This window comes from Neobacillus niacini NBRC 15566, from assembly GCF_001591505.1.
Classification (GTDB): domain Bacteria; phylum Bacillota; class Bacilli; order Bacillales; family Cytobacillaceae; genus Neobacillus; species Neobacillus niacini.
Genome location: NZ_BCVA01000056.1, coordinates 16,850 through 32,018, shown reverse-complemented (window position 1 = coordinate 32,018; position 15,169 = coordinate 16,850). Strand labels below are relative to the sequence as shown.

The following is a 15,169-nucleotide window of genomic DNA, read 5'->3' as shown; positions in this document are numbered from 1 at the left end:
AATTATTTGGCCCCTTGGTCAAGCGGTTAAGACACCGCCCTTTCACGGCGGTAACACGGGTTCGAATCCCGTAGGGGTCATACAAAAAGGCTGATGATAAACTTATCATCAGTTTTTTTGTGCTTATTTTTATCAGACAAATCACGGCAGCACTGTGAATAAGTTATTCTTCTAGGTTAGTTCCTTCATTCAGTGCTGTAGCAACTTCACTTATTTCTTATACCAAGATAGACAGCATTTGATCCACTGTGTTATCAGGATGAATTAAATCCTGCCTCTTTCTTTCTATCACTATTTGTTCTACTATTTGTTCTGATCCATTGCTTAAACCTCTTTATAATAGGTGATCAAATCCACCTGGTAATATAGGCTGGATTCAAGGCTGTCCTGTGCTGTTATCCCGTAATGTGAGCCAATCTGTTCTATTGTTTGTATTACTGCCCAGGATCTTAAACCTGTTAGTTCTAATGGCCTTCATTGCCCAAACCTCTCCGTAATCAAATTGCTCGTTCCCTTACCTTTAAGATATCATGCTGCTTAAGATTTAATTGTGCCAATCATCTACATTTTGCCCTACCCAAATCCCGGTGTTATATAAGAAAAACAAACAAAACAATCCTTTAAAATGCGAATAGCTTGTTCTACATCTAGGGAGGCATTTTCATGGTTAATTACTATTTTAGGATAATATTTTTCTTTTCTTTGCTCCTAGGAAAAACCTTGATAACGCTTACACTCACTGCATATTTAGCACTTTTACTTGGCAAAGTTTCTTATAAATCAAATAATATTTTTTACTCAAAAAATAAAAAAAACTTTATATATTTTTGTCGATTAATGAAGGATTTCTTGCTAGTTCTTGTCGAAAGGTGTTGAAAAAAACAGGAAAATGACGGTCTGTATATTTTATTGTCAGAAAAGATAAAAAAGTTTTACAAGGCTTATTTGTAATTTGCACTTATAATTAACCCTTGAAATACATTTTCACAAGGATGAGGTTAATAATGGCAGTGAATACGTTATATCCAACAGACTATCAGTTGCATTTATTTCATGAGGGGAACCTTTTTCAAAGTCACCAGCTGTTCGGAGCACACGTCTTTAAAGAATCAGACAAAGTATATACGCGATTTTGTGTGTGGGCTCCTAACGCTAACAAAGTGAGGCTGGTCGGAAATTTCAATAACTGGAATGGAGAAGGTTACGATTTACATAGGGTAAACAATGAAGGTGTATGGATTATTGTCATTAATCAGGACCTGAATGGCTGCCTCTATAAGTATGAAATAATTACAGCACAAAATGAAAGACTTTTAAAATCGGATCCATATGCATTTTATTCTGAACTGCGGCCAAATACCGCTTCCATCGTTTATTCTTTGAGAAATTACGAATGGCAGGATAATCATTGGATGCACCGAAAGCAAAAAAGAAACTTCTTATCTGAACCACAGATCATTTATGAGGTGCATTTTGGTTCATGGAAAAAACATGAGAATGGTGATTTTTTAACATATAAGGAAATGGCTGAAGAACTCATACCTTATGTGCTTGAACATGGATTTACACATATTGAATTATTACCTCTTATCGAGCACCCCTTTGACGGATCTTGGGGATATCAGGGTACTGGATACTTTTCAGCAACCTCCCGCTACGGCACACCAAAGGACTTCATGTACTTTGTAGATCAATGTCATCTGAATGGAATTGGCGTAATACTTGATTGGGTGCCGGGGCACTTTTGTAAGGATTCACATGGTTTATACCGTTTTGATGGTTCACATATTTATTCTTACGAAACAGAAAGTGACAGGGAAAATCATGTTTGGGGTACAGCAAACTTTGACCTTGGAAAAGGAGAGGTGCAAAGTTTCCTCATCTCAAATGCATTCTTTTGGATAGATTACTTCCATATTGATGGGTTTAGGATGGACGCCGTTGCAAACATCATATATTGGCCGAATTCAGTTGAAAACCTTGAAAACCCATTTGGGATAGACTTTCTAAAAAAATTGAATATAGAAGTTCATCAGTACGATCCAACTTTTGTCATGATTGGAGAGGATTCAACAGATTTCCCTAATGTTACTGCACCGGTCCATTATGGTGGATTAGGCTTCGATTATAAATGGAATATGGGCTGGATGAATGACATTTTGAAATATATGGAAACTCCTCCATTTGCACGCTCAAGTGTTCATACTAAAGTAACTTTTTCGCTTCTTTATGCCTTTTCAGAAAACTTTATGCTCCCATTTTCACATGATGAAGTTGTCCATGGTAAAAAGTCACTGTTAGATAAAATGCCGGGTGATTATTGGGAAAAGTTCGCACAGCTGCGCATGCTTCTAGGATATATGTTCGCTCATCCTGGAAAGAATCTTTTATTTATGGGATTTGAACTGGGTCAGTTTTCAGAATGGAAAGACAAAGAACAGTTAGATTGGAACCTGTTAGATTATGAAATGCACCAGAATGTAAATCAATATGTTAAACAATTAACAAAACTCTATAAACGATCTAAAGCGATGTATGAACTAGACCATATGCATGAAGGTTTTGAATGGATTGATTGTAATAACTATAGCCAATCGGTCTTCTCGTTTATTCGAAAAGGAAAAGCCGAAAATGATTATTTGGTTATTATTTGCAATTTTACGGGTATACACTATCCGGAATATAAGATTGGTGTACCTGCTCAAGGCGAGTTTCGTGAAATATTTAATAGTGACGATGCAGACTTTGGCGGTGCTGGCTTTATTAATAAAAAAACATTTATGGCTGTAGAAGAGCCATTTCATGGAAGACCATATTCCGTTAATGTGACGATACCGCCTTTTGGCTTTCAGATCATTCGACCGGTGAAAAAACGAAAGGAGAGAAAAGGTAATGGGAAAGAAAAAGTGCGTGGCAATGCTATTGGCAGGAGGGAAAGGAAGCAGACTTAACTCACTTACGAAGGATTTGGCAAAGCCTGCTGTTCCTTTTGGAGGAAAGTACAGAATCATTGATTTTCCATTAAGCAATTGTGCTAATTCAGGTATTGATACAGTCGGAGTCTTAACTCAATATCAACCGTTGCTATTAAACTCGTATATAGGTATTGGCAGTGCTTGGGACCTTGACCGAAAAGATGGGGGCGTAACGGTTTTACCTCCATATGCTGAGACTTCTGAGGTAAAATGGTATACCGGAACTGCGAGTGCTATTTATCAAAACCTAAATTATTTAAAACAATACCAGCCTGAATATGTATTAATTCTCTCAGGTGATCATATTTACAAAATGAACTATGAAAGCATGCTTGAGTATCACATAGAAAAACGAGCTGATGTAACGATTTCTTTAATTGAAGTTCCTTGGGCGGAAGCAAGCCGTTTTGGGATTATGAATACAAACGAGGATTTAAGAATAACAGAGTTTGAGGAGAAGCCAGCAGAGCCAAAGAATAATCTAGCTTCGATGGGCATTTATATTTTTAGCTGGAATATACTGAAGGATTATCTTGAGATGGACGCTAGAAATAGTAAATCCTCCCACGATTTTGGTAAAGACATCATTCCAACTTTATTAGATGAAAATAAGAAGTTATATGCCTATCCTTTTAAAGGCTATTGGAAAGATGTTGGTACAGTCAAGAGTCTTTGGGAAGCAAATATGGATCTATTAAATGACGAATGTGATTTAGATCTATTTGATCACGATTGGAGAATCTATTCTGTCAATCCTAATCAACCCCCTCAGTATATCTCTCCTGAAGCAATAGTTAAGGAGTCACTAATTAATGAAGGCTGTACCATTGAAGGAGAAATTGATAATTCTGTTTTATTTCAAGGGGTTAGTGTTGGTAAAGGATCCATTATAAAGGAATCTGTAATCATGCCAGATGCTGTAATTGGTGAGAACGTTAAGATTGAAAAAGCGATCGTTCCAAGTGACGCTGTTATTCCAGATGGAACCGTAATACGTTCATTTGATGATGAAATTATTCTTGTTACAGAAGAAATGTTAAGTGGGATATATCCTGCTTTTAAATAAACGGGAGGGACTTGTATTGCAAAGAAAATTATTAGGTGTTATTGACGCCACCACATACCATGATGATTTAGAAGAGCTTTTGACCCATCGCTCACTCGCAGCCCTGCCTTTTGCAGGACGTTATCGTATAATCGATTTTGTACTTTCTAATATGGTGAATTCAGGAATTCAAAGTGTAGCCATCTTTCCTAAAATGATGTATCGTTCGTTAATGGATCACCTTGGATCGGGGAAGAATTGGGATTTAAATCGCAAACGTGATGGACTTTTCTTTTTTCCAACTCCCGTGGTTGATTCAGATATAAATAAAATTGGTTCTTTTGAAAACTTTGCAGCAAACTTGGATTTCTTTTACCGCAGTTCTCAAGAGTACTCTTTAATTACCAATTGTTATACCGTTTTCAATATGGATTTTGCACCATTGTTAGAATGGCATATGCATTCAGGGTGTGATATTACCGAAATCTTCCATGAAAATGGGACTCCTATGAAGATGTATTTAGTGAAGACCTCTTTACTTGTTAAATTAATTGAAACACGAAACGAAACTGGGTATACATGCATGAAAGATGTCGTTTTAGACTCTGAACATTTCTACTCCATTTGCCGCTATGAATATTCCGGATATGCGGAAATGATCAATTCTATTCAAAACTATTTTTCTACTAGTTTAAATTTATTAAATTCCGATGTCTGGAAGCAATTGTTTATAAAAGAACACCCCATCCTGACAAAGGTAAAAGATGAGCCGCCAACACGTTATTTAAAGGGCTCGACTGTCCAAAATGCCATGATTGCGAATGGCTGCTTAATAAATGGCTCAGTTGAAAATAGTATTATCTCCAGGGGCGTTAAAATTGGTAAAGGGGCAGTTATTAAGAATTGCATTATCATGCAAAAATGTGTAATTGAAGATAATTGCTACCTGGATTCCGTTATTTTAGACAAAGACGTAAAGGTAGAGGCGGGCACAATTCTAACAGGTACTGCCAGGGATCCTTATGTTGTACGGAAAGGAACTAAACAAGGAGCTCTGATGAAATCGTGAAAGTATTATTTGCAGTATCAGAATGTGGACCATTTGCGAAATCTGGGGGGCTAGCAGACGTTGCAGGCTCCCTGCCTAAGGAATTAAAAAGTCTTGGTACGGATGTACGAGTTATCATGCCTAAATATGGTACTATTGCCGATGAATTTAAGGCGGATATGGTAAAAATTAAAGAATTTACTGTACCTGTTGGCTGGAGAAATCAATATTGCGGTATAGAAGAGCTTTCCTATGAGGGAGTAACCTATTACTTTGTTGATAATGAGTATTATTTTAAACGCGAAGGATTTTATGGCTATTATGATGATGGCGAGAGATTCGCTTATTTTAATCGAGCTGTGTTGGAAGCGCTGGAACATCTTGATTTTTATCCAGATGTACTGCATTGCCATGATTGGCATACAGCTATGATTCCTTTTTTATTAAGAATGGAGTATTACAAGCGAAAAGGCTACGGACTTATTCGTACGGTTTTCACTATCCATAATTTACAATTTCAAGGAATTTTCCCAAGAGAGGCGCTTTCTGACTTGCTGGGATTAGATTGGGGAGCATTTAACCCTGAAAATTTAGAATTCTTTGGCTGTATTAATTTCATGAAGGGTGCTCTTGTAGCAGCTGACGAAATTACAACAGTGAGCCCAACCTATAAACAAGAAATCCAAACGCCTGTATATGGTGAGAAATTGGACGGTCTCTTAAGAACAAGAGAAGAAGATCTTGTTGGGATTGTAAATGGTATCGATGATAAATTCTATAATCCTGCCGATGATTCCCTAATCTATAAAACGTACAACAGTAATAATCTTGAAGGTAAAGCAATAAATAAAAGTGAAGTCCAAAAATTCTTTGGGCTGCCACAAAAACCGAATACACCGCTAATGGTGATGATTACTCGGCTGACAAAACAAAAGGGATTAGATCTCGTTAAGTGTGTTCTAAATGATATTCTTCATGAAGATATTCAAATGGTGGTTCTAGGGACAGGGGACTATGCTTATGAGGAGTATTTACGCCATGCAGCAAGCTCTTATCCAGACAAATTAAAGGTTCACATCGGTTTTAGTGAGGGACTTGCTCACAAGCTATATGCTGCGGCAGACCTGTTTCTAATGCCATCCTTATTTGAACCATGTGGTCTTGGTCAATTAATCGCTATGAGATACGGTGCGGTACCAATTGTACGTGAAACAGGCGGGCTAAATGATACTGTACAATCTTGGAATGAAGCTACCAATGAGGGAAATGGTTTTTCTTTTAAGAATTTTAATGCCCATGACATGTTATATACGATTAGAAGGGCATTACGCTTTTATCATGATCCCGAGTGGGAAACAATCGTTCAAAAAGCAATGAAAAAAGATAATAGCTGGGCCCAGTCTGCATTTAAGTATAATCAGCTGTATGCAGAGCTGATCTCGAGGAGTGAAACCCATGTTTTCTAATACAACAGAGTTTAAGGATACTTTTTTAAAGAGGTTGAATATGGTATGCGGTAAGAGCTTTTCAGAAAGCTCAGAGCGTGATCATTATCAAACACTTGGTATTATGATTCGTGAATTTGTTAGCCATGATTGGATTAAAACCAATGAACGGTACCTTGCTGCAAAGGGAAAACAAGTCTATTATCTTTCAATAGAATATTTATTAGGAAAGCTCCTTAGGCAAAATCTAATTAATTTGGGAATCGAAGAAACAGTACAAGTTGGTCTTAGAGAACTTGGTATCGATTTAAGTAACCTAGAGGAATTAGAAAGTGATGCAGGATTGGGAAATGGCGGCTTAGGTAGATTAGCCGCTTGTTTTCTTGACTCTCTTGCATCCCTAAATCTCCCCGGACACGGTCATGGAATCCGCTATAAACATGGACTATTTGAACAGAAGATTGTCGATGGATATCAAGTCGAACTTCCGGAGCAATGGCTCAGAAGCGGGAATGTTTGGGAAGTTCGCAAGGCTGACTTAGCGGTTAAAATACCTTTTTGGGGTAAGGTGGAAGGAAGAACAGAGAATGGCCGTCTAGTGTTTCAACATTTGAATGCAGAATCCGTTACTGCAGTCCCACATGATATGCCTGTTATTGGATATAACTCTGAAACAGTTAATACACTAAGATTATGGAATGCAGAGCCATCTCAATTCCCTATTCATGAAGACATTTTAAAGTACAAACGGGAAACAGAATTAGTCTCAGAATTCCTATACCCGGATGATACACATGATGAAGGGAAAATACTGCGGCTAAAGCAGCAATATTTTTTAGTATCTGCAAGTATTCAGTCCATCATCAAAACGTATCGAAAACAACACGGAAACTTGAAGGAACTTCACCAACATGTCTGCATCCATATTAATGATACCCACCCAGTTTTAGCAATCCCTGAACTAATGAGAATCTTAATTGATGAGGAAGGATTTGATTGGGATCTTGCCTGGTATATAACAAGGCATACGATTTCCTATACAAACCATACGACCTTATCTGAAGCATTGGAAAAATGGCCAATTCGGATTTTTCAGCCGTTATTACCACGAATTTATATGATTGTAGAAGAAATAAATGAACGGTTTTGCGGAGATTTGTGGGATAAATACACAGGAGATTGGGATAAGATTGCACGGCTCGCAATCATCGCAGATGGATTTGTAAAAATGGCTCATTTAGCTATAGTGGGGAGCTTTAGTGTTAACGGGGTTGCAAAGCTCCATACAGAAATTCTAAAGACTCGTGAAATGAATCAATTTTATCAATTGTTTCCAGAGAAATTTAATAATAAAACGAATGGAATTGCCCATCGCCGCTGGCTGCTGAAAGGGAATCCAAAATTATCAAACCTAATTACTGATTCGATTGGTTCTTCATGGACTCAATCACCTGCGGACTTAATTCAATTGCTAAACTATCAACATGATTCATCCTTCATGGAACAGCTATTGAAAATAAAAAGGGATAATAAGGAACGACTTGCTGAAGTAATCCAGAGTAAGAATGGGATTGTTGTGGACTCCTCTGCTATCTTTGATGTGCAAGTAAAGCGCCTGCATGCCTATAAAAGACAGCTTCTAAAGGTATTACATATCATGTATCTTTATAATCGAATTAAAGAGGATTCTAGTTTTTCTATGGTTCCAAGAGTATTCATTTTTGGTGCCAAGGCGTCGCCTGGTTATTACTATGCAAAGAAAATTATTAAGCTCATTAATACGGTAGCAGAAAAGGTTAACAATGACCCATTTATAGGCGATAAAATGAAAGTGGTTTTTCTTGAAAATTATCGCGTTTCGCTCGCAGAAAAAGTCTTTCCGGCAGCTGATTTAAGTGAACAAATTTCTACAGCGAGTAAAGAAGCCTCCGGTACTGGTAACATGAAGTTTATGATTAATGGGGCACTTACAGTAGGAACAATGGATGGGGCAAATATTGAAATTCATGAATTGGTCGGAGATGAGAACATCTTTACCTTCGGACTTTCTGCGGATGAGGTCCTACACTTTTACCAGCATGGAGGCTATCAATCGATTGAATATTATCACCATGACAGCCGTATCCGCCAAGCTGTTGACCAGCTCGTAAATGGATTTTTCCCTGGTGTTTATAACGAATTTGAACCGATTTTTGACTCATTGCTGGAGGAAAATGACCAATACTTTGTACTAAAGGATTTTGCTTCCTATGCGGACACTCAAAAGTTAATTGGTGAGACCTTTAGGGACCAGCAAGTCTGGCAAAAGAAGTGTCTGGTTAATATTGCTCACGCAGGTTATTTTTCAAGCGATCGGACAATCAAAGAGTATGCGGACCATATTTGGGGAATTAAGCCTCTATAATAAAAAGCATCTGCTGTTAAATAGCAGATGCTTTTATCAATTAAGAAACAAAGTGTCCAAGGAAAATCCCAATGGCTAGTAAAAAGCCAAAGATTGTATTGGTTTGTGCTGTTGCTTTCATCGCAGGAGCCATTTGGATGGGAGAAACACCCGCTTTAAAACCTTTAATTGCCTTCATTGCTTTAGGAATACTAAGAACTACGAGCAGCGTCCAAATTGGAGCAACATTTGTAATGATTAGACCTGCTATCCAAAGAAATGAAAAAACGAACATATAACCCATTAAGGTTACTGCTTTGTTTTTTCCTATTAAAATGGCTAGTGTTTTGCGGCCATTTTCTTTATCGCCTTCTAAATCCCTAATGTTATTAGAAAAATTAATCGCACCAACAAGAACTAAAATAGGCACTGAGATTAGGACGCTGTAGGTTGTTACAGTTCCAGTTTGTATGAAAAATGAAATTAAAATAATTAACATACCCATAAAGAACCCTGCAAAAATCTCTCCAAATGGTGTATATGCAATTGGATAAGGCCCTCCTGTATATAAATAGCCGACTGCCATACAAACAAGCCCAAGAATTGCCAGCCACCAGCTAGTACTCATACAAATATATACCCCAATCAATAAGGCAATTCCATAGAGGCTTAGTGCGATTTGCATTACCGTTTTCGGCTTAATTCCATCACGAACAATTGAACCGCCAATTCCGATGGAGTGCTCATTGTCGAGTCCTCGTTTATAATCATAATACTCATTAAACATATTAGTAGCAGCTTGGATTAATAAACTTGCGATTAACATCGCAAAGAAAAGACCAAAATGTATCTCTCCATGTGATAATGAAAGTGCTGTACCTAACAAAACTGGGACGAATGAAGCAGTTAACGTATGAGGACGGGTCATTTGCCACCAAACCTGAAAACCACGATTCGATTCAACAGCAGGCTTTGACGTATGCTGTAAATTTGGCTGCATTGTTTTCTCTCCCTTGTATGAAATTTTTTCTATTATCTATAGTAAAATCATTAATTTATACGATTATTGTCTAAAGATTGTCCAAACCTTAGTTTAGGGAATTTGGCAACTGCAGTCAATTATTTTTTATTAGTGAATTTAGTAGATAATTCCTGCTTGGTTAGTAATGAGTTTTTGGAGGGAAAATGAAATAAACGAATGTAAATCAAATACAACCCTGCGCGGAAGGAATTAAGATATAATAAGATAGTCATGAGTATACTTAGTGACAAGTATTACTGACTTCTTTACAATAAGGTAGTATGTTAATTAGGCATAAAAATGAATGGATGACAGTCACTTGACTGTTTTGGAGGGATTTTTTTGGTTACCATTCAGGAAACGGAATTGAAGGACAGAGGGATATCGGCAGTCCGATCTGCTCAAAAACTAGGTCGCCCCATTTTAATTAGCGAAGTTCATAAAATGGACAGAATTGATCCTATATCCTTTTTCAATGTCGGAAGAGAGCGCTATCTTGGGGAACGTTTCTATTGGAAAGACCCATCAGAAGAGGTTGTGCTTATTGGCATTGGCATAACAAAACAAATTCAGTCGGATCAGGCTACTGACCGCTTTTTTCATGTTGAAGAAGAGTGGAAGAAATTTTTAAAGGATAGTTTAATCTTTAACCCATTTAATGAAAATGGGTTAGGACCTGTGATGTTTGGCGGGTTTTCCTTTGATCCACTTAAAGCAAAAACACCGCTGTGGTCTAAATACGCTGATTCTCTATTTCATGTTCCAAAATATATGTTAACAATTGTTAAGGGACAAACGTATTTAACGACGAATATTGTTTGTACCCCTAATGATGATTATACACTTTTTGAAAAAGTAATTACGGAGCGAACACAGCTCCTTGCATCACTAAAAGAAAATACTGACTTTATACCAGCTAAACTTCTCGAAATGAAAGAAATTTTACCTCTGCAGTGGAAACAGACGGTGGATGATGTGGTAGAGTATTTGAAAACCGGTTCACTGAAGAAGGTAGTACTAGCACGCGAATTAAGATTATTCTTTGATCATCCCGTTAAAGCAGATGTTATTCTTGAAAATTTATACAATCAACAACGAGATAGCTTTATCTTTGCTTTTGAATCCAACGGAGATTGTTTTATTGGTGCTACACCTGAAAGACTTGTGAAAAAACAAGGGGAAAATGTGTTCTCAACCTGTCTGGCAGGTTCGATTAGACGCGGTAAAAACGAAGAAGAAGACAATAAGTTAGGGCAAACATTACTAAATGATCAGAAAAACCTTAATGAACACGGATTTGTGGTTGAAATGATTAAGGAAGCATTAGAGGAATCATGTGAGGAAATTATCCTTCCAGATAAGCCTCAATTAATGAAAATCCGGGACATTCAACATCTTTATACACCGGTTATTGGTAAATGCCAAAAGGATGCTTCGCTGCTTTTGTTAGTAGAGAGACTACACCCAACTCCTGCTTTAGGGGGTCTTCCTAAACAAGAAGCTGTTGAAAAAATTAGGCAGGTAGAAGTGCTAGACCGTGGTTTTTATGCTTCTCCGCTGGGCTGGGTGGATTATCGAGGAAATGGCGAGTTTTCTGTTTCTATTCGTTCTGGTCTCATTCAAGGAAAAGAGGCTTCATTATTTGCTGGCTGCGGTGTTGTTGCGAATTCTGACTCAGAAAGTGAATACCTGGAAACAAGCTTAAAATTTAGGCCGATGCTTCGCGCACTTGGAGGAAATTAATATGAATCAACAAGACTCATTAACAGCTTATTTAGCGGCATTTGTAGCAGAGTTAGTACAGACAGGAATAAAGGATGTCGTCGTCAGTCCAGGGTCAAGATCAACCCCAATGGCAATGGTAATGGCCGAACATCAAGAGATAAATACCCATATTCATGTGGATGAACGTTCTGCTGCCTTCTTTGCTTTGGGAATCGCTAAAGTAACAAATAAGCCAGTGGCAATATTATGTACTTCCGGAACGGCTGCTGCGAACTATTTTCCGGCAATCATTGAAGCACGCTATTCACGTGTACCGCTACTTGTCTTGACTGCTGACCGGCCTCATGAGCTAAGAGAAGTAGGTGCACCACAGGCAATTGACCAGATCCATTTGTATGGTCATCATGTCAAATGGTTTGCAGACATGGCATTGCCTGAAAGCAGTACTGAAATCATACGTTATGCCCGTACTGTTGGTGCACGGGCGGCAGCGATTGCAAGCCAAGCTCCAGCGGGTCCAGTCCATTTGAATTTTCCGTTTAGGGAACCACTGATACCCAACTTGGATGAAGCTATGTTTCAGTTAGAAGAGAGACAAATGGGGTATGTCAAAGTCCGAAATGGAGATTTAACGATTGGTGAGAATGAAATGAAGGACATTTCATTGAAACTTAAGGAATATAACAATGGCATCATTGTTTGTGGTAATATTGCTGACGACCGTTTTGCTCAGGCTGTCACAGACTTATCTGACATGTTAAAGTTTCCAATTTTAGCGGATCCATTATCACAACTTAGAAGTGGACAACATAACCTCGAAAATATTGTTGAAACCTATGATACATTTTTAAGAAATGAAGACGCAAAGGAATACTTGAAACCCGATGTAATTCTGCGCTTTGGGGCGATGCCTTTATCAAAAGCACTTACTATCTTCTTAAAGGAAAACCACCAAGCAGAACAATTTGTTATAGATGGAGCAGGAGGCTGGCGTGATCCATCATCACTATCAACGGAAATGATTTACTGTAATGAAACCATCTTTTGCGAGCAAATGTTAGCTGTTAGTGAAACAAGGACTTCTCTTGAGTTCTTGGACAGGTGGCGGGCAGTTAATAATCTTACAAAAGCAAACATGGCGTTAATAAAGGATAGTCAGCAATTAAGTGAAGGTCGATTGTTCTATCAATTAGCGGATATGCTTCCTGATGAGGCAACATTGTTTGTTGGCAACAGCATGCCCATTCGAGATTTAGATAGCTTCTTTCTCAATAACCATAAATCAATAAAAGTCATCGCGAATAGAGGAGCAAATGGCATTGATGGCACCGTATCAACAGCATTAGGTGCAGGATTATACACACAACCTTTATATCTTGTCTTAGGTGATTTAACATTTTTCCATGATTTAAATGGTTTGGTGACAGCAAAGCTGTATGGGATTGATATCACGGTTATTGTTGTCAACAACAATGGCGGTGGAATATTCTCCTTCCTGCCGCAATCGCAGCATCCTAAGAATTTTGAACTTTTATTTGGCACTCCGTTAAACCTAGACTTTGAGCATGCAGTACGAATGTTCAATGGCAACTTTACAAGGGTCCGAGATTGGGAACAATTAGGGGAACTTATGAAGGAATCCATCGAGGGCAAGGGATTAAATGTCTATGAGGTAGTAACGAACCGAAATAGTAATTTGACACAACACCGCGAATTTTGGCGTATTGTTTCCGAGGAAATATCAAACTTTGTCAAAGGTGTTCGCTAATGCAGATAGAGGTTAACGATAGTAGGTATCATGTCGAAGTTTGCGGGGAAGGATTTCCTTTACTTTTATTACATGGCTTTACTGGAGATTCCTCCACTTGGACACCTTTTTGTCAGGTTTGGGGCAAGCATTCAAAATTAATCATACCTGATATTATCGGTCATGGTAAAACAGATTCACCAGAAGATTTAAATCGCTATCAAATAGAATCTGCTGCTGAAGACTTAATTCTCCTATTGGATCAGCTTGAAATTGAAAAATTTGACCTGCTTGGATATTCAATGGGGGGCAGATTAGCACTGACTCTTGCAATACTATATCCAGAAAGAGTTAGAAAGGTTATTTTAGAGAGTGCTTCACCTGGATTGAAAACAGATGAAGAAAGAATCCTGCGCCGTATGAAAGACGAGGAACTAGCAAACTTTATTAAAGACCAAGGGATCATGTCCTTTGTTAACTATTGGGAAGCAATTCCTCTCTTTTCCACTATGAGAAGTCTGCCTAACTCAATTAGAGATTCAATTAGAGATTCAATTAGAGAGCAGCGATTGTCCAATAATGCACAAGGCCTTGCGAATAGCTTATTAGGAATGGGAACAGGTTCTCAATCCTCATGGTGGGAAAAGTTGGACCTGCTAGGCTGTGAAGTGTTATTGTTAACGGGAGAAAAGGATGAAAAGTTTTGTAAGATTGCTGAAAGAATGACAGAGGAAATGAATAGAGCTTCATGGATTGTCATTAATGATTCTGGTCATGCAATTCATGTGGAATCAAAAGAAAAATTTGGTACAATAGTAAGTGACTTTTTGTCGAACTAAAACAAAGGAGGAAGATCGTTTTGACAGTAGAATGGATTGCAGAACGTAATTATGATGAAATTTTATATGAAACATATAACGGAATCGCAAAAATTACGATTAATCGCCCCCATGTACATAATGCATTCACACCAAGAACCGTTATGGAATTAATTGATGCTTTTGCCTATGCACGTGATGATTCAAGTGTAGGAGTAATCGTACTAACAGGTGCCGGAGACAAAGCGTTTTGTTCAGGTGGAGACCAAAAGGTACGCGGACATGGAGGCTATGTGGGTGAAGACCAAATTCCTCGTTTGAATGTTCTTGATCTTCAACGTTTAATCCGTGTGATTCCGAAACCAGTTATTGCAATGGTTAAGGGTTATGCGATCGGTGGCGGACACGTCCTTCATGTAGTTTGTGATTTAACGATTGCGGCAGATAATGCTGTCTTTGGGCAAACAGGTCCGAATGTTGGAAGCTTTGATGCTGGTTATGGCTCAGGCTATCTTGCTAGAATTATCGGTCATAAAAAGGCTCGTGAAATTTGGTACCTATGCCGTCAGTATAATGCACAGGAAGCACTTGATATGGGCTTAGTTAATACGGTTGTTCCACTTGAAAGAGTGGAAGAGGAAACAATTCAGTGGTGTAATGAAATTCTTGAGAAAAGTCCAACAGCGCTTCGTTTCTTAAAGGCTGCTATGAATGCAGACACAGATGGCTTAGCTGGACTGCAGCAATTAGCTGGTGATGCAACACTTCTTTACTATACAACTGAAGAAGCCAAAGAAGGCCGAGACGCTTTTAAAGAAAAACGTAAGCCTGACTTTGGTCAATTCCCACGTTTCCCTTGATTTTAAAAATGTTGCAGCTTGATGGTTTCCATCAGGCTGTTTTTGTATAGAAAAGCGGAAAAGCCTAGCTAGAAATTAGAAAAGGGTAACTAACTTGAAGTA

General features: G+C 38.2%; 10 protein-coding genes and 1 tRNA gene. 10 read left to right on the top strand and 1 reads right to left on the bottom strand.

Annotated features, from left to right (window positions below; genetic code table 11):
- Window positions 1-8: 8 nt before the first annotated feature.
- The 6 genes from BANA01_RS25580 (at window position 9) to BANA01_RS25550 (ending at window position 8,917) form a co-directional block, all read left to right on the top strand.
- A tRNA-Glu gene (locus tag BANA01_RS25580) sits at window positions 9-80 on the top strand.
- Window positions 81-1,004: 924 nt separating this feature from the next.
- Window positions 1,005-2,951 (top strand): 1,4-alpha-glucan branching protein GlgB, encoded by a 1,947-nt coding sequence (glgB, locus tag BANA01_RS25570; protein WP_034673560.1) that lies wholly within the window; start codon window positions 1,005-1,007, stop codon window positions 2,949-2,951.
- Complete coding sequence (locus tag BANA01_RS25565) at window positions 2,893-4,041, top strand: glucose-1-phosphate adenylyltransferase (protein WP_034673554.1); 1,149 nt, start codon at window positions 2,893-2,895, stop codon at window positions 4,039-4,041. The genes glgB and BANA01_RS25565 overlap by 59 nt, the downstream gene beginning before the upstream one ends.
- 16 nt (window positions 4,042-4,057) lie before the next feature.
- Window positions 4,058-5,089: a GlgC family sugar phosphate nucleotidyltransferase gene (locus BANA01_RS25560; RefSeq protein ID WP_034673551.1), complete on the top strand. Its 1,032-nt coding sequence runs from the start codon at window positions 4,058-4,060 to the stop codon at window positions 5,087-5,089.
- A complete protein-coding gene (glgA, locus tag BANA01_RS25555; protein WP_034673548.1) occupies window positions 5,086-6,534 on the top strand; it encodes a glycogen synthase GlgA in 1,449 nt (482 codons plus the stop codon). Before BANA01_RS25560 ends, glgA begins: the two co-directional genes overlap by 4 nt.
- Window positions 6,524-8,917 (top strand): glycogen/starch/alpha-glucan phosphorylase, encoded by a 2,394-nt coding sequence (locus BANA01_RS25550; protein WP_034673543.1) that lies wholly within the window; start codon window positions 6,524-6,526, stop codon window positions 8,915-8,917. Before glgA ends, BANA01_RS25550 begins: the two co-directional genes overlap by 11 nt.
- 40 nt (window positions 8,918-8,957) lie before the next feature.
- Here the strand turns inward: BANA01_RS25550 and BANA01_RS25545 are convergent, their stop codons facing one another.
- Window positions 8,958-9,896 (bottom strand): 1,4-dihydroxy-2-naphthoate polyprenyltransferase, encoded by a 939-nt coding sequence (locus BANA01_RS25545; protein ID WP_034673540.1) that lies wholly within the window; start codon window positions 9,894-9,896, stop codon window positions 8,958-8,960.
- Between the two features lie 363 nt (window positions 9,897-10,259).
- Between BANA01_RS25545 and BANA01_RS25540 the strand changes: the two genes are divergently transcribed.
- The 4 genes from BANA01_RS25540 to menB are packed head-to-tail and all read left to right on the top strand — an operon-like array spanning window position 10,260 to window position 15,067.
- On the top strand, window positions 10,260-11,660 hold the full coding sequence (locus tag BANA01_RS25540; RefSeq protein WP_034673537.1) for an isochorismate synthase: 1,401 nt from the start codon (window positions 10,260-10,262) through the stop codon (window positions 11,658-11,660).
- A gap of 1 nt (window position 11,661) precedes the next feature.
- Window positions 11,662-13,410, top strand: coding sequence for a 2-succinyl-5-enolpyruvyl-6-hydroxy-3-cyclohexene-1-carboxylic-acid synthase (gene menD / locus BANA01_RS25535; protein WP_034673532.1), 1,749 nt, complete (start codon window positions 11,662-11,664; stop codon window positions 13,408-13,410).
- Window positions 13,410-14,228, top strand: a complete 819-nt coding sequence (gene menH / locus BANA01_RS25530) for a 2-succinyl-6-hydroxy-2,4-cyclohexadiene-1-carboxylate synthase (RefSeq protein WP_034673529.1) — start codon at window positions 13,410-13,412, stop codon at window positions 14,226-14,228. Before menD ends, menH begins: the two co-directional genes overlap by 1 nt.
- Before the next feature lie 20 nt (window positions 14,229-14,248).
- Complete coding sequence (gene menB / locus BANA01_RS25525; protein ID WP_034673527.1) at window positions 14,249-15,067, top strand: 1,4-dihydroxy-2-naphthoyl-CoA synthase; 819 nt, start codon at window positions 14,249-14,251, stop codon at window positions 15,065-15,067.
- The last annotated feature ends 102 nt before the right edge of the window (window positions 15,068-15,169 follow it).

Bases quoted from the DNA above. Each gene is read 5' to 3' on its own strand.
- glgB (WP_034673560.1), top strand. From the start codon at position 1,005: ATGGCAGTGAATACGTTATATCCAACAGACTATCAGTTGCATTTATTT.
- BANA01_RS25565 (WP_034673554.1), top strand. From the start codon at position 2,893: ATGGGAAAGAAAAAGTGCGTGGCAATGCTATTGGCAGGAGGGAAAGGA.
- BANA01_RS25550 (WP_034673543.1), top strand. From the start codon at position 6,524: ATGTTTTCTAATACAACAGAGTTTAAGGATACTTTTTTAAAGAGGTTG.
- BANA01_RS25545 (WP_034673540.1), bottom strand. From the start codon at position 9,896: ATGCAGCCAAATTTACAGCATACGTCAAAGCCTGCTGTTGAATCGAAT.
- menD (WP_034673532.1), top strand. From the start codon at position 11,662: ATGAATCAACAAGACTCATTAACAGCTTATTTAGCGGCATTTGTAGCA.
- menH (WP_034673529.1), top strand. From the start codon at position 13,410: ATGCAGATAGAGGTTAACGATAGTAGGTATCATGTCGAAGTTTGCGGG.